The organism is Winogradskyella eximia (genome assembly GCF_003386165.1).
GTDB classification, from domain to species: domain Bacteria; phylum Bacteroidota; class Bacteroidia; order Flavobacteriales; family Flavobacteriaceae; genus Winogradskyella; species Winogradskyella eximia.
In genome coordinates, this window is record NZ_QRDV01000001.1 from 386,003 (window position 1) to 412,009 (window position 26,007).

General features: G+C 32.8%; 22 protein-coding genes. 13 read left to right on the forward strand and 9 right to left on the reverse strand.

Annotation, left to right across the window (positions count from 1 at the left end; all coding sequences use genetic code 11):
- Positions 1-143: 143 nt before the first annotated feature.
- Entirely contained in the window at positions 144-1,400 is a 1,257-nt protein-coding gene (locus DFQ10_RS01675; protein WP_115815695.1) for a Y-family DNA polymerase, read from the forward strand.
- A 282-nt stretch (positions 1,401-1,682) separates the two neighbouring features.
- Positions 1,683-2,126, forward strand: a complete 444-nt coding sequence (locus DFQ10_RS01680) for a LexA family protein (RefSeq protein ID WP_115815696.1) — start codon at positions 1,683-1,685, stop codon at positions 2,124-2,126.
- 30 nt (positions 2,127-2,156) lie between these two features.
- On the opposite strand, the gene DFQ10_RS01685 is transcribed toward DFQ10_RS01680, so the two are convergent.
- Positions 2,157-2,759 carry a mobile mystery protein B gene (locus DFQ10_RS01685; protein WP_115815697.1) on the reverse strand — a complete coding sequence of 201 codons (603 nt, stop codon included), beginning with the start codon at positions 2,757-2,759 and terminating at the stop codon, positions 2,157-2,159.
- On the reverse strand, positions 2,750-3,214 hold the full coding sequence (locus tag DFQ10_RS01690) for a mobile mystery protein A (protein WP_115815698.1): 465 nt from the start codon (positions 3,212-3,214) through the stop codon (positions 2,750-2,752). Before DFQ10_RS01690 ends, DFQ10_RS01685 begins: the two co-directional genes overlap by 10 nt.
- 206 nt (positions 3,215-3,420) lie before the next feature.
- On the opposite strand from DFQ10_RS01690, the gene DFQ10_RS01695 reads away from it, so the two are divergent.
- The gene (locus tag DFQ10_RS01695) at positions 3,421-4,188 is read left to right on the forward strand and encodes an XRE family transcriptional regulator (RefSeq protein WP_115815699.1); all 768 of its coding nucleotides are present in this window, start codon (positions 3,421-3,423) and stop codon (positions 4,186-4,188) included.
- 75 nt (positions 4,189-4,263) lie between these two features.
- Here DFQ10_RS01695 and DFQ10_RS01700 read toward each other — a convergent pair whose 3' ends face one another.
- From DFQ10_RS01700 to DFQ10_RS01730, 7 genes are all read right to left on the reverse strand, one after another.
- Positions 4,264-4,539, reverse strand: coding sequence for a F0F1 ATP synthase subunit epsilon (locus DFQ10_RS01700; protein ID WP_115815700.1), 276 nt, complete (start codon positions 4,537-4,539; stop codon positions 4,264-4,266).
- A 23-nt stretch (positions 4,540-4,562) separates the two neighbouring features.
- Positions 4,563-6,071, reverse strand: coding sequence for a F0F1 ATP synthase subunit beta (gene atpD, locus DFQ10_RS01705; protein WP_115815701.1), 1,509 nt, complete (start codon positions 6,069-6,071; stop codon positions 4,563-4,565).
- A gap of 159 nt (positions 6,072-6,230) precedes the next feature.
- On the reverse strand, positions 6,231-7,754 hold the full coding sequence (locus tag DFQ10_RS01710; RefSeq protein ID WP_115816412.1) for an SGNH/GDSL hydrolase family protein: 1,524 nt from the start codon (positions 7,752-7,754) through the stop codon (positions 6,231-6,233).
- A 10-nt stretch (positions 7,755-7,764) separates the two neighbouring features.
- Positions 7,765-10,530: a TonB-dependent receptor gene (locus DFQ10_RS01715; protein ID WP_115815702.1), complete on the reverse strand. Its 2,766-nt coding sequence runs from the start codon at positions 10,528-10,530 to the stop codon at positions 7,765-7,767.
- Positions 10,531-10,700: 170 nt separating this feature from the next.
- Positions 10,701-12,548, reverse strand: a complete 1,848-nt coding sequence (gene glmS / locus DFQ10_RS01720; RefSeq protein WP_115815703.1) for a glutamine--fructose-6-phosphate transaminase (isomerizing) — start codon at positions 12,546-12,548, stop codon at positions 10,701-10,703.
- Between the two features lie 15 nt (positions 12,549-12,563).
- The gene (locus tag DFQ10_RS01725) at positions 12,564-14,291 is read right to left on the reverse strand and encodes a DUF4270 domain-containing protein (RefSeq protein WP_115815704.1); all 1,728 of its coding nucleotides are present in this window, start codon (positions 14,289-14,291) and stop codon (positions 12,564-12,566) included.
- 8 nt (positions 14,292-14,299) lie between these two features.
- Positions 14,300-15,112, reverse strand: a complete 813-nt coding sequence (locus DFQ10_RS01730; protein ID WP_115815705.1) for a glycogen/starch synthase — start codon at positions 15,110-15,112, stop codon at positions 14,300-14,302.
- A 109-nt stretch (positions 15,113-15,221) separates the two neighbouring features.
- Here DFQ10_RS01730 and panC point away from each other — a divergent pair, with 109 nt between their 5' ends.
- From panC to DFQ10_RS01775, 10 genes are all read left to right on the forward strand, one after another.
- A complete protein-coding gene (panC, locus tag DFQ10_RS01735; protein WP_115815706.1) occupies positions 15,222-16,073 on the forward strand; it encodes a pantoate--beta-alanine ligase in 852 nt (283 codons plus the stop codon).
- Positions 16,074-16,086: 13 nt separating this feature from the next.
- The gene (panD, locus tag DFQ10_RS01740; RefSeq protein WP_115815707.1) at positions 16,087-16,437 is read left to right on the forward strand and encodes an aspartate 1-decarboxylase; all 351 of its coding nucleotides are present in this window, start codon (positions 16,087-16,089) and stop codon (positions 16,435-16,437) included.
- 4 nt (positions 16,438-16,441) lie between these two features.
- Positions 16,442-17,401, forward strand: a complete 960-nt coding sequence (locus DFQ10_RS01745) for a lysylphosphatidylglycerol synthase transmembrane domain-containing protein (RefSeq protein ID WP_115815708.1) — start codon at positions 16,442-16,444, stop codon at positions 17,399-17,401.
- Between the two features lie 41 nt (positions 17,402-17,442).
- The gene (locus DFQ10_RS01750) at positions 17,443-18,591 is read left to right on the forward strand and encodes an alpha/beta hydrolase (protein WP_115815709.1); all 1,149 of its coding nucleotides are present in this window, start codon (positions 17,443-17,445) and stop codon (positions 18,589-18,591) included.
- Positions 18,592-18,669: 78 nt separating this feature from the next.
- Positions 18,670-19,869 (forward strand): alpha/beta hydrolase, encoded by a 1,200-nt coding sequence (locus tag DFQ10_RS01755; protein WP_115815710.1) that lies wholly within the window; start codon positions 18,670-18,672, stop codon positions 19,867-19,869.
- Complete coding sequence (locus DFQ10_RS18485; RefSeq protein ID WP_181897555.1) at positions 19,856-20,008, forward strand: hypothetical protein; 153 nt, start codon at positions 19,856-19,858, stop codon at positions 20,006-20,008. Before DFQ10_RS01755 ends, DFQ10_RS18485 begins: the two co-directional genes overlap by 14 nt.
- A 62-nt stretch (positions 20,009-20,070) precedes the next feature.
- Positions 20,071-21,429, forward strand: coding sequence for a DNA repair protein RadA (radA, locus tag DFQ10_RS01760; protein ID WP_115815711.1), 1,359 nt, complete (start codon positions 20,071-20,073; stop codon positions 21,427-21,429).
- 9 nt (positions 21,430-21,438) lie between these two features.
- A complete protein-coding gene (locus DFQ10_RS01765) occupies positions 21,439-22,065 on the forward strand; it encodes a hypothetical protein (RefSeq protein ID WP_115815712.1) in 627 nt (208 codons plus the stop codon).
- A gap of 138 nt (positions 22,066-22,203) precedes the next feature.
- Positions 22,204-25,608 (forward strand): isoleucine--tRNA ligase, encoded by a 3,405-nt coding sequence (gene ileS / locus DFQ10_RS01770; RefSeq protein WP_115815713.1) that lies wholly within the window; start codon positions 22,204-22,206, stop codon positions 25,606-25,608.
- A gap of 5 nt (positions 25,609-25,613) precedes the next feature.
- Positions 25,614-25,997: a TraR/DksA family transcriptional regulator gene (locus DFQ10_RS01775; protein WP_115815714.1), complete on the forward strand. Its 384-nt coding sequence runs from the start codon at positions 25,614-25,616 to the stop codon at positions 25,995-25,997.
- Positions 25,998-26,007: the final 10 nt, after the last annotated feature.

The following is a 26,007-nucleotide window of genomic DNA, read 5'->3' on the forward strand; positions in this document are numbered from 1 at the left end:
CGTCTTATTTGGTTAAGTAGAAGAAAGAAGATTAAAGGGAAATTACAAGTATTTAAAGGCGTTTAAATAATATTTTATAATAAATTTTAAACTAGACCTTACAGATTTTAAAAACCTGTAAGGTCTTTTTGTATTTTTACATTATGTATGCCTTAGTAGATTGTAATAATTTTTATGCCTCTTGTGAGCGGGTTTTTAACCCTAATTTGCGTCATCAACCTATTGCTATTTTAAGTAATAATGATGGTTGTGTTATTGCGCGCAGTGATGAAGCTAAGGCTGTTGGTTTGCCTATGGGAGCTCCAATTTTTAAATGGGAAAGCTTTTGTAAAGATCATAATATTAAAGTGTTTTCATCTAATTATCCATTATATGGAGATATGAGTAGTCGTGTAATGCGCATACTAGAGCACTTTACTCCAGATGTTGAAATCTATAGTATAGACGAGGCTTTTCTTCAGTTTAAAGGTTTTGAAAATTATAATTTAGAAGCTTACGGCGGTCAAATAAGAACACGGATTTTAAAGTGGACCGGTATTCCTACTTGTGTAGGTGTTGCTCCTACAAAAGCATTAAGTAAAGTTGCCAATAAAATTGCACGTAAGTTTCCTAAAGAAACTAAAGGCGTTTATGTTATAGCTTCCGAAGCATCTCGAATTAAAGCCTTAAAATGGATTAAGATTGAAGACGTTTGGGGAATAGGTCGTGGTTTACAAAAACGCTTAAAAGCAAAAGGATGCCATACAGCTTATGATTTTACACAGTTATCTGATGATTGGGTCCGACAAACATTTTCTATTACCGAGTGGAAACTTAAAAAGGACTTAGAAGGGGTTTCTAAAATCTCTTTAGATGAGCCAACCACAAAACGCGCTATTGCTACCACACGAAGTTTTGAATATACCTATTCCGATATCGATAATATAAAAGAACGAATCTCTACCTTTGCAACAAGTTGCGCAGAGAAATTACGTAAGCAAAACTCCAGTTGCCATATGATTATTGTTATGCTAAGTAGTGATAGGCATAAAAAAGATTTAGAACAGCATAAGGTTAGTACAATGGTTAGTTTTCCGTTTCCTACAGATTCTTCCTTGTTAATTAGCACACAGGCTGTAAATGCAGTAAAATCGATTTATAAAAAAGGGATAAAATACAAAAGAGCAGGAGTTATTGTTACCGGTTTGGTGCCTACAGATAATTTTCAGTTAGATTTGTTTCATAAAGAAGATCCAAAGCATAAACCTTTGATGTCTGCAATAGATGTTATAAATAAGAAGTACAAAGGGAATAAAATAAAATTAGGAAATCAAGATTTAGAACGTACTTGGAAAATGCGTCAAGAACGTTTGTCTCCAAGATATACAACCAACATTAATGATATTATTGTAGTTAAGTAATTTTCCTTAATTAAAGGTAGCTTTATTTAGATTTATGATTGTTAATGTACTCTTTAATAGTAATTGCAATATCTGAAATAGGGTATATTAGTGAAAACAATAGACCTAGAGCACCATAAAAATGCGCTTTACCTATGTAAATAGGGTTAGGATAATTTGTGGTGACAAAAACCATTTGGTAACTCAAATAAAAAATGAGAATACAAAATGGATATGCAAGTAAACGTATTAAATTTTTTTTTTCAATAAGGTTATTAAAATAAGATTGATAATATAAATAAAATGATAGCACATAAGTCTAATAGCTTAATATTTTTTTTGCCAGAAGCCATTGAAGGAGCTGGTACCAATTTTTTTGATACAGGAATTTCAGCAGGTTTTCCATCTCCAGCAGAAGATTTTAAAGAGCAACGTTTGTCTTTAGATGATGAGTTAGTTAAAAATAAGGAAGCTACATTCTACGCTAAAGTAAGTGGACAATCTATGATTGGTGCAGGTTTAGATGATAATGATTTGTTAGTTATAGATAGAAGTCTAGAACCTGCAAATAATAAAATAGCAGTATGTTTTCTAGATGGTGAATTTACTGTAAAACGCCTTAGAGTTTCTAACGGAGAGGTGTGGTTGCAGCCCGAAAACCCAAATTATCCTATTATAAAAATAACAGAAGACAATAATTTTGTGATTTGGGGAATTGTAACTAATGTGATTAAGAAGGTGTATTAAAAGTAGAGGTATTTTATAAGTATTTATATTTTAGGATTGTGCAAAACTTATTAGGTCTTTAAAATTTTTATCATCACCTTTTTTAAGTGCGTTAATATAAGTTTCACGGATTTCACTTTTGTTAACTAAGTTTTTGTATCCCCAAGTAAATTTTGGTTTATTGAATATATGTTTCATAACCACATCACCCATTAAACGTGAATGTCTGCCATTACCATTAGGAAATAAATGAATAGCAACTAACTCATGCTTAAATCGTATTGCAATTTCTTCATCAGAATATGTTTTATTATCAATCCAAAACTTACAGTCATCTAACAATTGTCGAAGCTTTATTGGTATTTGATACCATGTAATACCAATTGTTTTTTCACTAGTTCTATATTTTCCAGCCCAAGACCAAACATCACTTAGCATTTTTTTATGGACACCAATAATAAAAGCTTCAGTAAGGATTTTATCTGTTTTGAATTTTCTATTAATTAAATACCATTCTACAGCTTTTTGAATATTTAGTTGCTCAAATTCATCTAATTCTTCACGTGTAGTGATTGTGGGAATAAGTAACCCTTCCATTTCTTCTTCACTTAAAGCTGTCTGGCCTTTTATAAGTTTCATCTTGTCTAATCCCATAAATAACGAGGCATTTCATCAATGAGCTGTTTTGTTTTCTCTTCAACAGCCTTTTGAAGACGTTCATTAGAGTTTTTTTGGTCCTCTAAAATCATTGAGTTAGAGGTTGTTTTAACAATATCTAGTGCGATTTCTTTCGCTCTGTTTTCAATTGTTTTTTGAATTGAGCCATCTATTGGAACAAATCCATATACTAATTTCATGTTTAATGCTCTTCCAGCATCTTCTAAGCTTTTTAGAGTAATATTTCCTGTTTTCTCTCTCTTCTCATAGCCTTCCACTGCTGGAGGTGTAACACCTAGTCGTTCGCTAAATTGTCTTAATGACATTTTATAGGCCTTACGAATAGTATGAAGCCAACCTTTATTGGGTACATTAACGTTTAGTAGTTGATTGTAAATTTGAATTTTACGATCTAAATGTTGTACCATTAATTTATGTTTTGAATCATTCATAATGTGATTTTTGTAAACAAATATATTTATATATTCCTATAAATATAAACATATAAGTTTGTATTTAAAATATTTTTTAAACTTATATGTTTATAAAACTATATTGTTTAGCCTTGTAATGAAAAAAGCTAGATTGTAAAATTAGCTACTATATGTAGTTATTATTGCTTATATTTGTAGTGGTATTAAATAAACTTGAAACTTAAATGAAACCAATTCAGGCTAACATAAAACATTTACGCACGCTAAAGAAGCTGTCTCAAGAGCGTTTTGCTGATGAATTAAAGTGGAGTCGCTCAATGGTGGGTTCTTATGAAGAAGGGCGTTCTGAGCCACCAATAGACCGTTTAATAGACTTGTCTAATTACTTTGATATTCCTATTGATATTTTGGTTAAAAATGATTTGCGTAAAGCCAAAGACACATCGTTTATAGAGGTAGGGAATAAGCGTGTATTGTTTCCAGTAACGGTAAATGAAGATAATGAGGATTTAATTGAAATTATACCTGCAAAAGCATCTGCAGGTTATTTGTCTGGTTATGATGATCCGGAATATATAGAGCAACTTCAAAAGATTAAATTACCATTTTTACCAACAGGTACACATAGAGCGTTTCCTATTAAAGGTGATTCTATGTTACCAGTGAAAGATGGTGCGTTTATAGTGGCAAAGTTTGTAGATGATATTGGAGATATTAAAAATGGACGTACGTATATTATCTTAACTAAGGATGATGGTTTGGTTTATAAACGTGTTTATATTCCAGAAGGAGATGCTTCAAATTTATTATTAAGCTCAGATAATAAAACGTATCAACCTTATTTAATTCCTCGTGAAAATATTTTAGAGATTTGGGAATTTACATGCTGTATTAATACCCAGGAATATGATGAAAAAGAATTAAAACTGAGCAGTATTATGATGCTATTTCAAGAGTTGAAAGTAGAATTGGAGGCTGTGAAGCGAATGTAAAAATTGAAAAAATAGAGCATAAAAAAAGCGCGAAATGTTTCATTTCGCGCTTTTTTATTTTATATAATGATTGAATTAATCTGCTAAAATAATTAGTTTATTATCTTTCATTTCTAGTGTTCCAGAATTGATTGCTAGCCAAACGCCTTTATCAGATTTAGTGAATTTTGCTTCAACTTCCTCTTCTAATTGAACGTTACCAGCAACTTTTACATGTCCTTCTTTAAGAATAGAGACAATAGGTGCGTGATTGGTTAACATTTCAAACTCACCATTTACTCCAGGAACAGTTACTGAAGTAACTTCTCCGCTAAATAATGTGGCTTCTGGTGATACAATTTCTAAGTACATACTTTTAATGCTTTATGCAGTTATTAAGCTTCAGCTAACATTTTCTCTCCTGCTTCAATAGCTTCTTCAATAGAACCTTTAAGGTTAAACGCAGCTTCTGGTAAGTGATCTAATTCACCATCCATAATTTGGTTAAAACCTTTAATAGTTTCTTTAATGTCTACTAATACACCAGGAATACCTGTAAATTGCTCAGCTACGTGGAAAGGTTGAGATAAGAAACGTTGTACACGTCTTGCTCTACCTACAGCCATTTTATCTTCTTCAGATAATTCTTCCATACCAAGGATAGCAATAATATCTTGTAATTCTTTATAACGTTGTAATAACTCTTTTACACGTTGTGCACAAGCATAGTGCTCATCACCTAAAATATCAGCAGTTAAAATTCTTGACGTAGAATCTAATGGATCTACCGCAGGATAAATACCTAACTCTGCAATTTTACGAGATAATACTGTTGTTGCATCTAAGTGAGCAAACGTTGTTGCTGGAGCTGGATCCGTTAAATCATCTGCAGGTACGTAAACCGCTTGTACAGATGTAATAGATCCTCTTTTTGTTGAAGTAATACGTTCTTGCATTGCACCCATTTCGGTTGCTAATGTTGGTTGGTAACCTACTGCAGAAGGCATACGACCTAATAATGCAGATACCTCAGAACCAGCTTGTGTAAAACGGAAGATATTATCTACGAAAAATAATACATCTTTTCCTTGTCCTTCACCAGCTCCATCACGGAAATATTCTGCTATAGTTAATCCTGAAAGTGCTACACGAGCACGAGCTCCAGGAGGCTCATTCATTTGTCCGAATACGAAAGTTGCTTTAGATTCTTTCATTCCAGATTTATCAACTTTAGATAAATCCCATCCTCCTTCTTCCATAGAATGCATAAAGTCATCACCATACTTGATAATACCTGACTCTAACATTTCACGAAGTAAATCGTTTCCTTCACGTGTTCTTTCACCAACACCTGCAAATACAGAAAGACCACCGTGACCTTTTGCAATATTGTTAATCAACTCTTGGATTAATACTGTTTTACCTACACCAGCACCACCAAATAAACCAATTTTACCACCTTTTGCATAAGGCTCAATTAAATCGATTACTTTAATACCAGTAAATAAAACTTCCGTAGATGTTGATAAATCTTCAAATTTTGGAGCTTGTCTGTGAATAGGTAAACCAGCATCACCAGCCTTTGGTAAATTTCCTAATCCATCAATAGCATCACCAATAACATTAAAAAGACGTCCGTAAACATCTTCACCTATTGGCATTTGGATTGGAGCACCAGTTGCATGAACTTCTGTTCCTCTACTTAAACCATCAGAAGAATCCATAGCAATAGTACGTACAGTATCTTCACCAATGTGAGATTGTACTTCTAATACTAATTTAGAACCATCTTGTTTGTTGATTTCTAATGAATCATAAATTTTTGGAAGCTCTGAACCAGAAGCGAATTCGACATCGATAACTGGGCCTACGATTTGTGCAACTTTACCTGTAACTTTTGACATTACTCTTATGTTTTTGTTATGCAATAATTTAAATATGAAAAAACAGCTCGTTTTTCGCGCTGCAAAGATATGGTTTTATTTAAAAAATAACAGAGTTTTTTATGAATAAAAAAACACGCTCATTTTGAGCGTGTTTTAATTGTAATATTTAATAGGTTTTTATTGAAGTGCTGGTGAATAGTTAGTAGGATAGTCTCCTGCTTTTGCTAAATTACCTGAAGCTTCAAAATTAGTTCCGTATGTTGCATCTATCGCTTTAAAGAAGCTGTTTGCCATTAAGGCATAGCCTCTTGCTGTTAGATGAATTCCGTCTAAACTAACTAAACCACCAGAAACTAAATTTGTATTCATATTATAAGCATCAAACGTAATACCTGTTGTAGATGCTTGTTCTAATATTGAATTTAAATCTACTAACGCTAAACCATTACTGTTTGCAATAGCAGATATACTAGTATTATACGCTTGCGTTGCTGTAGCAATTTCATCTTGTTCTTGAGGGATTAATACCCATTTGTCTTCTAGAGGAATTTGTGTTCCATAACCTTGTGGAATTAACGCCGATAATGGTAAAACAAATAAATCTTCAGCGGTTGCTTGTCTGTACTTTGGTATTCCGGCAAATGCAGAATTAATTGCTCCTAAATCTGTTAAGGTTTCGTCTATAATGACCATGGCATTGTTTGAGCCTGCGGCAAAAGTAATTGTTCTTGCAGCTGCTTCTTCTGCTGTAAATAGACCTGTCCCATTCAATGCGGCTAGGGCTTGCTGAATTCCACCATTGTATAAAGCATAACCTTGATTAAGTGCGGCTGCATTTGTAGCATCTAAAGGAACCGGGTTATAAGGAACTGTTGTAAAATGAGATAAACTTGTAATATTTGGTAGATTTCCAATAACTCCTTTTGCTCCATTAGCAGTTAAGCCAGTAACTAAAGCATTTAAAGATGCGTCAAATGTACTAGTAGGTGTAATAGGATTAGTTCCATCTCCACCTGTAGTTGCATAACCTAAAACGTCATTTCCTCCAACTTCAGAAAGTGTGAAAAATGTAGGGTTTTGAGCAACAGCTAAATCTAAAATTGAAGCATTAGGAGTATTACCGGTTACACGAATAGCATATGGGTTAGCTGCGGCAGGGAAATTTAATAAATTACCATAACCTGGAGCTAATAAATGAAAACTCTTAGCACCTGGTATACCCAAATTATTGAAAGGACCAGTTGGATTGTTTAAAGCAAAATCAGTAGTTGACATTGCCGCTGGATTTAAACTCTGCAATGGTACAGGTCCAGCTCCACCAAAAACTAGTCTTTCTGTTAGTTCTCTTTGACCCGTCATTGGATTAATTACAGGATTTCCACCTAAAATTAGTCCTCCAAAATTATCATTCATTAATGGTTGAGTAAAGGTACTACTTCCAATATTAGCGAATTTATTTGCTAGAATGTTTGGAAACGAGTTTTCTTGACTCGCAATAAAAAGACCTCCATCAGTAAAACCTGCGGTAAAAGAGGCACCAACAGCTACGTAATTAGAAAAGTCCGCAGAACCTGTTGTAAGTTCTGGTAATATGACTTCTGACGTAGGATTGTCTAAAAGATCTTCAAAATCTTCTTCATCATTACAGGCTGTAAATCCAATAAGGACAGCTGATAGTAATAAATATTTTATATTTTTCATTTTGTGTTTTTTATAAGTTATTAATTGTCCAAGAAGCATAGTACATTGAGCCGATATAACCTGATCCGAAGACCGTGAAATATTCTTTACCTCCAATGTTTGTACCACCTATTTTAATAATAGATTTTAAAGCAGGGATTTTGTAATTAATTTGTGCATCAACGGTATGGAATTCTGGTACAACACCATCTCCAAATGTTGCTTCCCAGAAATAATCATCACTAAACTTATAAGCGATATTAAATCCAAAGTTTTTAAACAACTCAGTATTCCCAAAATGAGCTTTAAATTTATGTTCTGGTGTGTTGAAGTTAGTTTCAAAATTAGGATTTGCAGCTTGATCAAAATCTTGTTTAGTAAATGTATAACTTCCACCTAAATCAAAATCACCCAACACTTTTGCTGACAAACCTATTGAAGCTCCGTAAGAGTTAACATCCACATCAGAATTTGTGTAAGTACTATAAGTAGTGAAATCACCGCTTGCTATAGCAGGAATTGCTGAACCATCTGCAACAGAGCCATAAAGTGGAGCTATTACAACTTCTGAAGAAATGAAATCTTTATATTTATTGTAATATGTACTAAAGTCTATAGTTACTTTATTAAATTTTCCTCTATATCCAACTTCCATAGAAGTTACTTTTTCTGGTGTTACAAGATTTGGGTTAGCAACTCTTAAAACTGAGGGGTCACCTGTCTCTCCTAATTGTATTACTGACGATGCTGTATAAGAATTATTATAGGCAGCAGCACCTGTTTGAGTATATACTGTTCCGTTAGCTGCCGTGAATTCTCTAGTATATCTATCTAAATTATCTGGTGCAGAACCTACTAAAATAGCTCTTCCTGCATCTAAACCAATAAATAAATCTTGTGTTGTAGGGTTTCTAAAACCTGTTTGTCCAGAAAATCTAAAGTTGTGATTTTCATTTAATGTTAACCCTAATGATAATCTTGGTGATACAAAGCCTTTGAAGAATTCAGATTTATCATAACGGGCTGAACCAGTTATTTTTAAATCCATATTTTCATTTAATTCAAACTCTTTTTGAATTTGAGTATAAACACCAAATTCACTGTATTTTATATGACCATCGTAATCAGTATATATAGATCCTAATGAGTTTAAATCGTATTGTCTAAAAGATCCACCTACTTGAATATCTGCAAAATCTATTAAATGACTAAAGTTATAATTACCATCTGCATGATAGTATTTAGATGCATCTTGAAATTTTGATCCCGTAGCTAAATCTGGATCCTTAATAATTCTGTCAAATGCATTTTGAAATTCAGTAGAGCCTGGTTCATATCTTCCTGTGTCTGCTTGAGCTCTTGCAATAGCGTGTGCTTCACTTTCAGTTGCACCTCCAAGTGTTGCAGATATTAATGCTCCTGTATATTCACCAAACCATGTATTGTCATCTTTCCAAGATCTATTGATATTGATACCAGTGAATACCATATCATAAGAGTCACCAGCTTTATCGGCTACAACATAACCTCTAACAAAATAATTATCATTTTTTAATTCTAATTTATGTTGTTGTTGAAAAAATCCATCAATATTATAGCGGTTAGTACCTTGGTAAATTGTTGTACCTGTACCTACTTTACCTACATACTGTATTTCAAAATTACTATCAGTTATGGGACGGTAATATAATCCCCAATCTGCTTTAATACTTTCTGCTGTATAATCAGTTAAGTAACGTTCGTTATATCCTGTTCTACTTACATCTACTAATGGTACTAAACTAACTAAGGCAGGGTTTGGAAGTTGAGATAAAAAATCTGGACTTTCAATTACCTTTTTTAGGTTCGTAGATACTTCATCTCCATAAACATTGATACCATTATAGTTTAAATTAGTTGCTCTTGTACCACCAAACATATCACTGTCTACTTCACTAGTAGCGGCCCAATCAGTACCGTTTAAGTATCCAAAGTTTACTTTAGCTGCAAATTTATCGCTAAATTTATAAGCCATTCTTATACCTAAGTCGGTATACTCATTGTCGCCAGCAGCTTTTTGAGACGTAATACCTTTTTTAACAAAGGCACTTATACCTTGGTGATCAAAAGGACTTTTACTTCGCATGAAAAGAATACCATTAAATGCATTTGCACCATACAATGCAGATGATGCTCCTGGTAATAATTCAACACTTTGCACATCTGTTTCAATCATACCAACAAGATTTCCTATAGGAAAGTTTAAAGCTGGAGTAGAATTATCCATTCCGTCTACTAATTGCATAAAACGCGTATTTGCGGTTGTTGCGAAACCTCTAGTGTTTACAGATTTAAATGTTAAACTGCTTGTGTTCACATCTACACCTTTTAAAGTTCCTAAACCACCATAAAAATCTGCTGATGCCGTATTTTTAATTTCTTTTAAACCAAAGCGTTCTACCGTTACCGGAGATTCAAAAATCCGTTCTGGAGTTCTTGAAGCTGAAATAACTACTTCATCGAGCTCATTACCTTCAGCCAATGTTACATCAATGGTTTGATTGTTTTTAGTAACTTCAATAGTCTGAGTTTCAAAACCAGCGTAACTAAATTGGATTGAAAAAGGTGGTGCTTGGTCTATTGTTAGCGAATAGTTACCGTCAAAATCTGTTACAGTGCCGGAACTGGTTCCTACAACTATAACATTTGCACCAGGTAAGGGAAGCCCAGAATTATCAATAATTTTACCTTTTACTGTGGTCTGTGCAAAAGATACCACGCATAAGAGCATAGTGAAAAGCTTTAAGATTGTCTTCATTTTAGAGAATTAGTTAATTTATTAGATTAGCAATTTAATTAAATATATGAAAATTAGATAACAAATTCTTAAAAATGTATGCATGCATAAGAATATTTAGAAAAAAAACGGCTTAAAATTGATTATTACTCAATTTTAAGCCGCTTTTCAAAAGTTTTATCGTCGATTAATTATTCAACTGTCACCGATTTTGCTAAATTTCTAGGTTGATCCACATTTTTATTCAACATTACAGCAATATGATAAGATAATAACTGTAATGGAATTGTTGTAAGTAAAGGTGTAAGGCATTCTAATGTCTCAGGAACTTCAATTACATGGTCAGCTAATTCCTTAACACTTGTGTCACCTTTAGTAACTATACCAATAATTTTACCTTTTCTAGATTTAATTTCTTGAATGTTACTTACTACTTTTTCGTAATGTCCTTTTTTAGTTGCAATAACGATTACTGGCATTTGCTCATCAATTAAAGCAATTGGTCCATGTTTCATTTCTGCAGCAGGATAACCTTCTGCATGTATATATGAAATCTCCTTTAATTTTAATGCACCTTCTAAAGCTACAGGGAAATTAAACCCACGCCCTAAATAAAGACAGTTTTTTGTGTCTTTATAGATTTCGGCTACCGTTTTAACGTAAGCATCAGATTTTAACGCTTCTTCAACTTTACCAGGAATAGTCTCTAGCTCAATTAAATGATGTCTAAATTCTGAACTTGACATAGTACCTTTAGCTCTAGCTAATCGTAATGCCATTAATGTTAATACGGTAATCTGTGTCGTGAATGCTTTAGTAGAAGCAACTCCAATTTCTGGACCAGCATGTGTATATGCACCTGCATCTGTTTCTCTTGCAATTGTAGAACCAACCACATTACAAACTCCAAAAACAAATGCTCCTTTGGATTTTGCTAATTTTATAGCAGCTAAAGTATCTGCTGTTTCACCAGATTGAGAAATTGCAATCACAATATCTTTTTCTGTAATTACAGGGTTTCTATATCTAAATTCAGAAGCATATTCCACTTCTACAGGAATTCTTGCTAAATCTTCAAAAATATATTCTGCAACTAAACCAGCATGCCATGATGTACCACAGGCAACAATTATAATTCTATCAGCTGCTAAGAATTTTTTCATGTTATCCTCAACACCAGCCATTTTTATAATAGCTTCGTTACTTAATAGTCTTCCTCTAAAGGTATCTAAAATTGCACTAGGTTGTTCATAGATTTCTTTAAGCATAAAATGGTCGTAACCACCTTTTTCAATCTGCTCTAAATTAAGTTGAAGTTCTTGTACATAAGGATCAACCAAAGCATCATTCTTAATTTTTCTGATTTTAATGTCTTTTCCTCTTCTAATAATAGCCATTTCTTCATCTTCAAGATAAATGGCATTTTTAGTATATTCTATAAAAGGAGAAGCATCACTTGCAATAAAAAATTCATCATCACCAACACCTATTGCTAAAGGGCTACCAAGTTTTGCAACAACAATTTCGTTAGGTTTGTTTTTATCAAAAACAGCAATAGCATAAGCGCCAATAACTTGGTTTAATGCAATTTGTACAGCTTTACCAAGCTTAATATTTTCGCTTTTTTGAACGTCTTCAATTAGATTAACTAATACTTCTGTATCTGTATCTGATTGAAATGTGTAACCACGTTTTATTAATTCTTTTCTTAACGAATCGTAATTTTCAATAATTCCATTGTGGATGATAACTAAATCTCCAGAATTAGAGTAGTGTGGGTGAGAGTTTACATCATTTGGTACACCATGTGTTGCCCAACGCGTATGACCTATACCTAGAGTTCCGTCTGTTGAAATTTCACCCTCAATTTTATTTTTAAGGTCGGAAACCTTTCCTTTTGTTTTAGATAGTTTAATTGAATTACCATCATATAGTGCAATACCAGCACTATCATATCCACGGTATTCTAATCTTTGAAGTCCTTTAATAACAATAGGATAAGCCTCTCGATGGCCAATGTATCCAACAATTCCACACATAGGTTAATTTTTTAATTAATTTGGTTCGGTGTAATAAATTTCTAAATACACACGTTTTGTTTCATCTTCACTACTGTTGCCATGCAATATTGTACCTCTTGGTGTTAATATTGATCCTATTGGCACAGTAAAATCATTAGAGTTTTGTACTTTTTTCTGTGTCAAACCTAAAGTAGAGTTTTCTAAATTAACACTTAGTGAAACTGCTAAACCAAGTTCGACATTTGTAGAATCTCGTACTAATAAATTATTTATATGCTCTGTGATTCTTAATTTATATTTTACACCTTTATCATCATTAGATTCGTCTCGTTCTAATATTCCAAGGTGACTAAATTTAGAGAACGAAGGTAAGCTAGTGTTAGTTGCATCTAAAAAATAATCGATTAACGGTGTTTTATTGTCCATATCGTACAAGTAGAGTCGATTTGGTTCGTTGTCTGAGACTTCATTTGCCATATCTAATTGATTTCTATCTACATAAAAAACAAGATTAGCTTCATTGACCAAACGTTTAGAACTTACAAATTTGCCATCTTCATCAGTTACTACAAATTCATTTTTAAAATTTTCAAACGTATTTAATTCTGGAGCATCATCTAAATCTTCACCGTTAAAAAGTTTAATACCTGCAATTGATCCTTCCCCTCCTTTTAAATAGATTTTACTGTCTCCAGTTGTTGGTTCACCTGAATCAATTGGTGTAGTAAAATTATTATCATAAAAATTAATTCTATTTGGTCCAAAATTTAATACGTAAGAAGATGTGTCTGTATCGGTTCCGTCATCAGTTGCTGATGTAAGCTTTTTATAATAGATGGTAATATTAGCGTTTGAGCTACTTGCATCTAAAATAAGGAAACTACCTTCATTATTTATAGCTTCTGCCTTGAAATAAAGTCCTTTAAAATAGTTTAAAAAGTTATTTTGGTTACTTAAAACGGCATCTCCTTCTTTATCTATAATTTTATTTTGCCAAAAAGTTGGATCTAGCTTAACTCTGATACCTGGCGCTATTCTTTCCGTTACCTGTGGATCTGTGTCTTCATCATCTTCGTCATCTGCTTCTTCTAATACATATACGTCATCAGTAATACTGATTTCGTTATTTGTAGCTCCATTACCGTAAGATGTTTGAAAATCTGGAATCAGAATAAGTTCTTCTCCTTCTAATGCCGCTGATAAAGACTCAGCAGCGGAAGAGCCTGTTTTATTTGAATAGTAAGCTTGGCTTTCGTTTACATCACCAAATGGGTCAAAATCTCTAATAAAATAATTATTTTCAAAGATTCTTAACTTTATTGATTTGTAAGTATCATCTTTAGGTAATATTGAGTCTACCTCATAAGTTACATTGCCATCATCATCAAACCCAGTACTAGTACTAAAAAATGGAATGGTAACTACAACAGAGTCTATTATGGTACCATCTCCAAAGTCTGGATCGTAAGAACTTGCAGAAAGTTGAGTTACAAAACTAGCAGTTGTTCTTCCGTAAACATCATCATAAAGTCCTAAGGTGCTTAATCCAAGTCCGTTTGTTTGTACAGGCTTATCATTAGGATTTAAAGCTTTAGTATATGTTATGATATTGTGTTTTTCAGAAAGAATATCAAAATTAGTAGCAATGTCGTTATTTATAACATCAGATTCTAACGTTGCATAATCTTCATCACAAGCTATAAATGTAAAGGCAATTAAACCAAAAGCTAGAATTTGTAAGGCAATTTTATTTTTTTTCATAGGTAATATTAACTGTTTAATACAGTGTTGTTGTAAAAATCTGTGTATGGATCTGCAAATTCTTCAATAGAATAGTAGTCTAATACAGGTTTTGTTAAGTCGTTTAAATAAGTATCTAATTCTTCTGGTAATTCTTTTGAACCTCTTATAATGGCATCAGAATTATCTATCGCAATTTTCATTAAATTAGTATAATTAGGCTGTTCTAAGAGTTTTGTGGCTTTTGCATCCAAATCGTCAAAATTCACTTTAGATAGCATGTTTTTATCTAACGTTCCTTCAAAGCTTTGATTGTATACTGAGGTAATTATTTTACTTTCAGTAAATAAAGGTTCTGTTTTATAAAACTCTTTTAGGTATAATGGTAGTAGCGAAGCTAGCCATCCATTGACATGAATAATGTCAGGAGCCCAATTCAATTTTTTTACTGTTTCTATAACGCCTTTTGCGAAGAAAATAGCACGTTCGTCATTATCTGAAAACAATTGTCCGTTTTCATCAGTTAATGTGGCCTTTCTTTTAAAATAATCTTCATTATCAATAAAATAAACCTGAATACGCTCTTTAGGAATAGAAGCCACTTTAATAATCAATGGCATATCTAAGTCATTAATCACTAAATTAATTCCAGAAAGTCTTATAACTTCATGTAATTGGTGTCGTCTTTCATTGATATTTCCAAAGCGAGGCATAAATATTCTAATCTGACCTCCTTGTTTGTTTACCATTCTAGGAGCTTCAAAGGACATTGAAGAAATTTCTGTTTCTGGTAAATATGGAACAACTTCCGAGGACACATACAATATTCGTTTATCTTTCATAAATCTGCTGCTTTTGAAATTAATGGTAAAAAACATGCAAAATTACAAAAATTTGTGCAGATTGCTAGTATTATATTATGTTTGCATGCGTTAAACTTTTGTTACAGCATTGAAAAACTATAATAATAAAATAGAATTAGCAACTCAGATTAGTACTTTAAAAGAAAAAGGCTATACAATTGGGTTTGTGCCAACAATGGGTGCCTTGCATAATGGGCATTTATCTTTGGTGAATAAAGGACTAAGTGAAAACGACTTTGTTGTTGTTAGTATTTTTGTGAATCCTACGCAGTTTGATAATAAAGAAGACTTGGTGAAGTACCCAAGAACTTTAGAGGCTGATATGGCACTTTTAAAGCAGGTAAGTGATGATAAGATTATTATTTATGCTCCCTCTGAAGATGATATTTATGGAGACCAAATACAATCGCAAAGTTTTACTTTTGATGGTTTAGAGCACGAAATGGAAGGTGCATTTAGATCGGGTCATTTTGATGGAGTTGGGACAATTGTAAAGCGTTTGTTTGAAATTGTAACACCAGATTCAGCCTATTTTGGAGAAAAAGATTTTCAGCAATTACAAATTATAAGAAAGTTAGTTGAATTACATCAATTACCTGTAAATATTGTTGGTTGTCCAATTCATAGAGCAGAAGACGGTTTGGCTATGAGCTCTAGAAATGCAAGACTAACTGAAGCGCACAGAGATATAGCGCCATTTATATATAAAACACTAAATGTAGCTAAAGTAAAGTTTGGCACAAAAAGTGCTAAATATGTTACAGATTGGGTTACAGAGCAATTTAAAAAACAGCCGCTTTTAGAGCTAGAGTATTTTATCATTGCAGATATAACAACCCTAAAAGAAGTAAAACGAAAATCAACAAAAAAGTCATATAGAGCGTTTATAGCAACATATGCAGGCGATATAAGACTAATAGATAATATTGCTTTAAATTAATTATCTTTGTGGTATGCAAATTCAAGTTGTAAAATCAAAAATTCATCGTGTAAAAGTTACAGGAGCAGCGTTAAACTATATTGGTAGTATTACTATCGATGAAGATTTAATGGAGGCAGCTAATATTATACAAGGTGAAAAAGTTCAGATTGTAAATAATGATAATGGTGAACGTCTAGAAACGTATTGTATTCCAGGTCCAAGAAAAAGTGGTGAAATAACTTTAAATGGAGCTGCAGCAAGAAAAGTTTCTGTAGGAGATACTTTAATACTTATTACTTATGCGTTTATGGATATAGAAGACGCTAAAGTGTTTAAGCCTTGTTTAGTATTTCCAGACGAAGCGACTAACCTGTTAAAATAGACAGGTGAGTAAGCCTAAATCTATCCTAAAAGTAGTTTTACCTTTACTCTTGGGAGTAGGACTAGTTTGGTATTCTTTATCAAAAATTTCCATTCCTATATTAGTACAATATTTTAAAGATGCTGATTATAGTTGGATTGTTCTTGGTGTCGTTCTAGGTATTCTTAGTCACGCGTCTAGAGCTTATCGTTGGCTTTATATGGCAGAACCTTTAGGTTTTAAGCCTAAGTTTGCCAATAGTTTTATGGCCGTTTATGCAGCCTATCTTATTAATTTTACCATTCCACGTGCTGGAGAAATAGCCAGAGCTTCAATTCTAACCAATTATGAAGGGATTCCTTTTGATAAAGGTTTTGGAACAATTGTGGCGGAGCGAATTGCAGATACCATTATGCTGTTGTTAATAATTGCGATAGCTTTTTTCTTAGAATTTGAATTTATTTATAATTTTTTTGCCGAAAAATTTAATCCAACGTCATTACTGTTTGGTGGTGCTATCTTATTATTTGGTGTTTTTACTTTGTTTTTATTTATAAAGAAGAGCAATTCTAAATTTGCTTTAAAAGTAAAAGGGTTTGTTTCTGGTCTTTTAGAAGGTGTATTAAGTATTTTTAAGATGAAAAAGAAATGGGCTTTTATAGGTCATACTTTATTTATCTGGTGCTTATACGTACTTATGTTTTATGTTACTACGTTTGCATTGCCTGAATTAGAAAATATTTCTATAGCAGCAGTTCTTATTGGATTTATACTCGCAAGTTTTAGTATTGCAGCTACAAATGGAGGTATTGGTTCTTTTCCAGAAGCTATAGTGATTGCTTTAACATTATTTGGTATGGCAGAAGATCCAAGTAGAGCTTTTGGCTGGATTATGTGGTCTACTCAAACTTTGGTTATAATCGTTATTGGTGGTCTATCATTGTTATACTTACCGGTTTACAACAGAAAGAAAACAACAGTATAGAAATATTTTTTAACTTGCTTTAAATTTAATCAGTTTTATATATGAAGAATTTTTATTCACTTGTAATCGTTTTTTTTATCGTTTTAAATATACAAGCTCAAGCTATATATAAAACTATTGATTCTGAAAGGCTTGGTGAAAAACGCGAATTAAAAATTCAATTGCCAAGAAATTACGATCCAGATGAGAAGCGATCATATCCATTAATCATTGTTTTAGATGGAGATTATTTGTTTGAGCCTGTTGCAGGTAATATTGACTACCAATCGTATTGGGAAGATATTCCAGATTGTATTGTCGTAGGTATTAATCAAGCAGATACAAGGTCTAATGACTTATTTTACGATACAGAAAGTTATTTTCCTAAAGATTCAGGCGCGCAATTTTATGAATTCATTTCAGCAGAATTACTGCCTTATATTGAAAAAAACTATAAAGCTTCTAACTTTAGAATTATTTTTGGGCACGATCTAAGTGCTAATTTTATTAACTATTTTCTCTTTAAGGATAATCCTCTTTTTAGAGCCTACGTTGCATTTAGTCCTGAGTTGGCACCAGAAATGGGGACTAGATTACAGCAGCGTTTGTCTGAAATGACCCAAGAGGTCTTTTATTATATGGCAACTTCAGATGCAGATATAAAAACCTTAAGGGCTTCAACTTTAGAAACAAATGCACTTATTTCAACCATAGAAAATGATAAGCTTCTTTATAAGTTTGATGATTTTGAAGATGCAAATCACTACGCATTGGTAGGACGAGGAATCCCTAAAGCTTTAAATGAGATTTTTGGACTTTTTAAACCAATAAATGCAAAAGAGTATAAAGAAAAATTATTACCATATGAAGGTTTATCTTTTGATTATCTGATTAAAAAATATGAGGATATTGAGCATTTCTATGGATTTGAAAAAAAATTAATTGAAAATGATATTAGAGCAATTGCTGCTGCTTCTAATAAAAAAGAGGATTTAGAATCTTTAGAAAAATTAGCAAAATTAGTTAAGAAAGAATTTCCCGATTCTATGTTAGGTGCTTATTACTTAGGTATGTACTACGAAAAAGAAGGGAACTATAAAAAGGCGTTGTTACAATACAAAGGAGGTTTACTGCTACAGCCCTCACAATCTGTAGATAAGGAGGTTATGCTCGAAAAAATGTACGATGCAGAAGAGGCGCTAAACAATTAAATGTATTTCATCGAAAAAAATTGACAACTTGACGATAATTTAGTATGTTTGGAATCCCAAACCTAAACCTACTTAATTATGAGAAAAACTATCCTATTAGTTTTTACTTATCTCATATTTGCGTTTTCAACTGCGCAAGTAACCTATAAGGAGATATCTTCTGCTAGTCTTAATTCCGAACGGAAATTAAAAATTAAGCTACCTAAAAATTACAATCCAGATTCGGATGTAAAACATCCAGTGATTATTGTTTTTGATGGTGACTATCTTTTTGAACCTGTCGCTGGTCAAGTAGATTTTCAAACTTACTTTGATGACATGCCAAGTTCTATTGTAGTTGGTATTATGCAGGGTGAAGATCGTTTTTATGATGCTTATTATGATCCTGCAACAGGACTGCCAACGGAATCAGGACTTAGATTCCATAATTTTGTTTCAGATGAATTGTTACCTTATTTAGACAAGGAATATAATACAAGTAAATTTAGAGTTGCTGTTGGTCATGACCGAATGGGTAATTTTATCAATTCATATTTGTTTAAAGAAGATCTATCGTTTCAGGCTTATGTATGTATTAGTCCAGATTTTGTGGGCTCATTAAGTAGTTTTGTTTCAAAACGTTTGACACTTTTTAAGGATGATGTCTTTTATTACATGGCAACTTCAGAAAAAGATATACCTCAAATACGAGAGAATATACTTGTAACTAATGATCAGATTAAAGCGGTTGACAATAAACATTTAACTTATTATTTCGATGATTTTAATGGTGAAACACACTATACATTGGTTACTAGTGCTATTTCAAGATCTTTTGATAAAATTTTTGATATCTACACTCCATTAAGAGAAAAAGAATTAGAAGAAAAAGTGTTGCCTTATGAAGGTACTTTAGATCAATATTTAGTAGATAGATACAATAGAATTGAAAAATTATTCGGAATTGAAAAAGAGATTAGTGAAGAAGAGTTAGAGAAAGTAGCGAAAATTGCAGAGCAACGCGAAGATTTACAATCACTATACAAACTAGGTAAGTTAGCCAATAAACTTCATCCAGAAACCTTATTAGGTACCTACTATTTAGCGCAATCAGCAGAACGTTTAGGTAAAACTAAAAAAGCTAAGAAATTATATGAATCTGCATTAGTATTAGACGATGCACTTAATATAGATAAGGAATACATAGCAACTAAAATCGAAGAGCTTAATGTGGTGTTAGTAGATTTAGATGATGATATAGAAGACGAAGAAAAAGAAGAAGATAATGAAGAGAAGTAAAAAACACACCTTGTCTACCGATTATATTTTTGAAGCATTATATCAAAAATCAAAAGCATTTCTATTTTCTAATTTACCTTCAAAACTAGCTGCATTAAAAGTTTTGGCAATCGTAACTTGGTTTAAAGACATCAACTAAATTTGTATTAATTTAGCTGTTCGAATTTTTAAACTAGATTTCCGATTTCTCGGAATGTGAACATGGCTAAAGTAAAAACAACTTTTTTTTGTCAGAATTGTGGTAGTCAATATGCCAAATGGCAAGGACAATGTACTTCTTGTAAGGAATGGAATACCATTGCAGAAGAAGTCATTCAAAAACCAGAAAAGAGCGATTGGAAAACTCCAACGTCAACTTCAAAACGCACATCAAAACCATTACTTATAAATGAGATTGATACATCGCAAGAAGCACGTTTAGATATGCAAGATGGCGAGTTTAATCGCGTTCTTGGTGGTGGAATGGTGCATGGTTCCTTAACACTTTTGGGTGGAGAACCAGGAATTGGAAAAAGTACACTTTTACTTCAAATTGCTTTAAAATTACAATACAAAACGCTTTATGTTTCAGGTGAAGAAAGCCAGAAACAAATAAAAATGCGTGCAGAACGTATTAATCCTAATAGCAGTAATTGCTATATTCTTACCGAAACCAAAACGCAAAATATTTTTAAGCAAATTGAAGCTTTAGAGCCAGATATTGTGGTTATCGATTCTATACAAACCTTACATAGCGATTATATAGAATCGTCTGCAGGAAGTATTTCTCAAATAAAGGAATGTACAACTGAACTGATAAAATTTGCCAAAGAAACTGCAACACCAGTTTTACTAATTGGTCATATCACAAAAGATGGACACATTGCAGGTCCAAAAATTCTTGAGCATATGGTAGATACGGTTCTTCAATTTGAAGGCGACCGAAATCATGTATTCAGAATTCTACGAGCTAATAAAAACCGATTCGGTTCTACTAATGAGTTGGGTATTTACGAAATGCAAGGTTCAGGATTACGAGAAGTGTCTAATCCATCAGAAATATTAATTTCAGAAAAAGATGAAGAATTATCTGGTAATGCGGTCGCAGCGACATTAGAAGGATTAAGACCTCTAATGATTGAAGTACAAGCCTTAGTAAGTACAGCGGTTTACGGAACACCACAACGTTCTGCTACTGGTTTTAATGCCAAGCGACTAAATATGTTATTGGCTGTTTTAGAGAAACGAGCCGGTTTTAGGTTAGGAGCAAAAGATGTTTTTTTAAATATTACAGGTGGTATAACCGTTGACGATCCTGCTATAGATTTAGCCGTTGTTGCATCTATATTATCTTCTAATGAAGATGTGGCTTTACCAAGTACCTATTGTTTTGCAGCAGAAGTAGGACTTTCTGGTGAGATAAGACCAGTGCAACGTGTAGAACAAAGAATTTTAGAAGCCGAAAAATTAGGGTTTTCTACCATTTTTGTTTCCAAGTATAATAAAATAGCCTTAAAGAATACGGTTATTAAGATTCAATTGATTTCTAAGATTGAGGATTTGGTTGGATTTCTGGTTTAAGAAAGTAATATGAAAAAAATAAAAGAAATAGTTTTTCAAAAAAAAAATGTATTTATCGCTATTTTATTTTTGAGTTTCTTTCCCGTTAGAGCACTATTCTATAATGGTATTTATTATTTTTTTGATTTAATTCTGAATTCAGGTGTAGTTTCCAATATTTACAGTTTTAATTACATGGGAAATCTTATGGGCTGTCTTGAAATTCAGCAAGTTCAAGAAGCTTTGGGTGCAGGAGCTAATATGTACTATTCTATAGTTTTTAATTTTTTGTTTTTAGTGTCTTTTTTGAGTGGTTTAATTTTAATTAAGAGAATTAAAAGTAGTAATGATTTTAGCCTTATCAATTGGTTTCTTTTAATGTTGTTTAGTTTTTCTTTATTTGACGCTTTAGAGTTTTTTATAATGTCTTTGCCTTCCATTATTGAATTTGGCGGATTATTTAAGGTAACAGCACGTTGGGTAGCTCTTATAGAGTTTTCTATAATATTATTAATGGCTATTTATTTGTTTTATATAATTTTTTATAAAAGTGTGAAAGTTCGAATATTGCTCATCGTTCTACCAACTTCATTTATTAGTTTTGTGGTGTGGTATAGTTATTTGGGGCCTCATCTCTTACCAGTAAAAATATTGTAGATTTTTTTTAGTTTAATGTTTGTTACTTACAATTTCAACAAAGAACATTCAATCCCTTGTAGTTGCCTTTTTTAACGAAAGCCATCTAATATTTCCACAAAATTCTGTAATTTCGCACCTCGAAAAGAAAACAGAATAATGAGTACAAAGTTCCCTGAATACAAAGGACTTAACTTGCCAAACGTTGCAGATGAAATCGGTAACTATTGGGAAGCTAATAATATCTTCGATAAAAGTGTAACTACAAGAGAAGGGAAACCACCTTTTGTGTTTTTTGAAGGACCACCTTCTGCAAACGGTTTGCCAGGTGTACACCACGTTTTAGCACGTGCTATTAAAGATATTTTTCCGCGTTACAAAACCATGAAAGGTTTTCAAGTAAAACGTAAAGCAGGTTGGGATACACATGGTTTACCAGTTGAACTTGGAGTAGAAAAAGAATTAGGTATTACCAAAGAAGATATTGGTAAAAAAATCACAGTAGAAGAATATAACGAAGCTTGTAAAAAAGCTGTGATGCGTTACACTGATATCTGGAACGACCTTACACAAAAAATGGGCTATTGGGTAGATATGGACGACCCATACATTACCTACAAATCTAAATACATGGAATCTGTTTGGTGGTTGCTAAAGCAGATTTACGAAAAAGATTTAATATACAAAGGCTATACTATTCAGCCCTATTCGCCAAAAGCAGGAACTGGTTTAAGCTCACATGAGTTAAATCAACCAGGAACGTATCAAGATGTAACGGATACAACAGTTGTAGCTCAGTTTAAGGCCAATACAGATTCATTGCCAGATTTTCTTCAAAATGAAGGTGATATTTTCTTTTTAGCTTGGACAACAACACCTTGGACGCTTCCTAGTAATACAGCATTAACAGTTGGGCCAAAAATTGAATATGTTTTAGTTGAAACGTATAATCAATATACATTTAAACCTATGAATGTGGTTTTGGCTAAGAATTTAGTCAACAAACAATTTGATGGTAAATTCAAACAAGTTGAAACAAAACCAGAATTAATTGAGTACAAAGAAGGTGATAAGAAGATTCCTTTTTATGTGGTTAAAGAATTTGTAGGAAAAGACTTAGTAGGTATTACTTATGAGCAATTATTGCCATACGCTTTACCAAACGATAATCCTGAAAATGCCTTTAGAATCATCTCTGGAGATTTTGTAACGATTGAAGATGGAACAGGTATTGTGCACACAGCACCTACATTTGGAGCTGATGATGCTTTGGTTGCGAAGCAAGCCTCACCAGAAATTCCACCTCTTTTAGTAAAAGACGACAATGGTAATTTAGTACCATTGGTAGATTTACAAGGGAAGTTTAGACCAGAAATGGGAGAGTACGCAGGTAAATATGTTAAGAACGAATATTATGAAGATGGTGAAGCACCTGAGCGTTCTGTAGATGTGGAACTTGCTATTCAGTTAAAAACAGAAAATAAAGCTTTTAAGGTTGAAAAATATAAGCACAGTTACCCAAATTGCTGGAGAACTGATAAGCCAATTTTATACTATCCCTTAGATTCGTGGTTTATTAAAATCACTGATGTAAAAGGGAGAATGCACGAGCTAAACACTACCATCAATTGGAAACCAAAATCAACTGGTGAAGGACGTTTTGGAAATTGGTTAGCAAATGCAAACGATTGGAATTTATCAAGATCTCGTTTTTGGGGAATTCCATTACCAATTTGGAGAACCGAAGATGGTAAAGAAGTCATCTGTATTGGTTCTGTAAAGGAATTAAAAGAAGAAATGGCAAAGTCGGTTAAAGCTGGCTTTATGACAGAAGATATCTTTGCAGCTTTTGAAGTAGATAATATGTCTGAAGCAAACTATGATACTATCGATTTACATAAAAATGTAGTCGATAAAATCGTTTTGGTTTCAAAATCAGGTCAACCGATGAATCGCGAAAGTGATTTAATAGATGTTTGGTTCGATTCTGGTTCTATGCCTTATGCACAATGGCATTATCCTTTTGAGAATAAGAATCTAATTGATAATAAAGAAGCTTATCCTGCAGATTTTATAGCAGAAGGAGTTGACCAAACACGTGGTTGGTTTTATACGCTTCATGCCATCGGAACTATGGTTTTCGATTCAGTGGCTTACAAAAATGTGGTTTCAAACGGCTTAGTTTTAGATAAAAACGGTCAAAAAATGTCTAAGCGTTTAGGCAATGCAATAGACCCTTTTGAAACGTTATCTAAATACGGAGCAGATGCCACACGTTGGTATATGATTAGTAATGCAAATCCTTGGGATAACTTAAAGTTTGATAGCGAAGGTATTGCAGAGGTTAGTAGAAAATTCTTCGGAACGTTATATAACACCTATTCATTCTTCACACTTTATACCAATATAGATGGTTTTAGCTATAGTGAAGCAGATATTCCTTTAAAAGAACGTCCGGAAATTGACCGTTGGATTCTTTCAGAATTAAATTCATTGATTCAGAAAGTAGATGATTATTACGCAGAATACGAACCAACAAAAGCTGCACGAGCAATTTCAGACTTTACTCAAGATTATTTAAGTAACTGGTACGTGCGTTTAAGTAGAAGACGTTTCTGGAAAGGTGATTATCAAACTGATAAAATTTCGGCGTATCAAACGCTTTATACATGTATGGAAACCATTGCAAAGTTAGGCGCACCAATTGCCCCTTTCTTTATGGATCGTTTGTATTTAGATTTGAATGCAGTGACTAAAAAGGAAACTTTTGAAAGTGTACATTTAGCAGATTTCCCTATTGCAGATACAAATGTCATTGACAAAGTATTAGAGCGAAAAATGGAAAGTGCTCAAACAATATGTTCGTTAGTTTTATCGTTGAGAGCTAAGGAGAAGATTAAAGTACGTCAGCCACTTCAGAAAATTATGATTCCAGTTGATAATCAACAACAAAAGGAAGAAATTGAAGCGGTTTCAGATTTAATAAAACACGAAGTAAATATTAAAGAAGTTGAACTTTTAGAGGATGCTTCAGATATCTTAGTGAAACAAATTAAACCAAATTTTAAGGCCTTAGGTCCAAAATTTGGTAAGGATATGAAGTTGATTGCTAGTGCAATAAGTACTTTTGGTGCAGATGATATTAAAAATATCGAGCAAAACGGTAATATTGACGTTGAAATTAATGGAAAAAATATTACTTTAGGCTTTGATGATGTGGAGATTACATCTCAAGATATTGAAGGATGGCTTGTTGCTAACGAAGGTGCATTAACTGTGGCTTTAGATGTTACAATCAATGAAGAATTACGTAAAGAAGGGATTGCTCGTGAGCTCGTAAACCGTATTCAAAACTTACGTAAAGATTCGGGATTTGAAGTTACAGACAGAATTGACGTACAACTTCAGAATGACCCACAAGTAGCAGCAGCAATTGCTTCAAATGAGGAGTATATTAAATCAGAAACATTAACTGAAAAGTTAGAAATAAAAGACTCAATAGACAATGGTATAGAAATTGTATTTGATGAGGTCAATACTAAATTGTTTATTAAAAAACATTAAAAATTATGTCAGCAGAAACCAATAACAGATATTCAGATAAAGATTTAGCAGAGTTTAAAACTTTATTACAGGAAAAAATTAAGAAAGCAGAGCACGATTTGGAACTTATTAAAAGTGCTTATATGAATGATTTTGATAACGGGACAGATGATACGTCTCCAACATTTAAAGCATTTGAAGAAGGAAGTGCCACAATGAGTAAGGAAGCGAACTCTGCATTGGCTATACGTCAAGAAAAATTTATCAGAGATTTAAAAAACGCATTGATTCGTATTGAAAACAAAACGTATGGTGTTTGCCGTGTTACAGGTAAATTAATAAACAAAGATCGTTTAAAATTAGTGCCTCATGCAACCTTAAGTATTGAAGCAAAGAATATGCAATCTTAATAAATCCCTT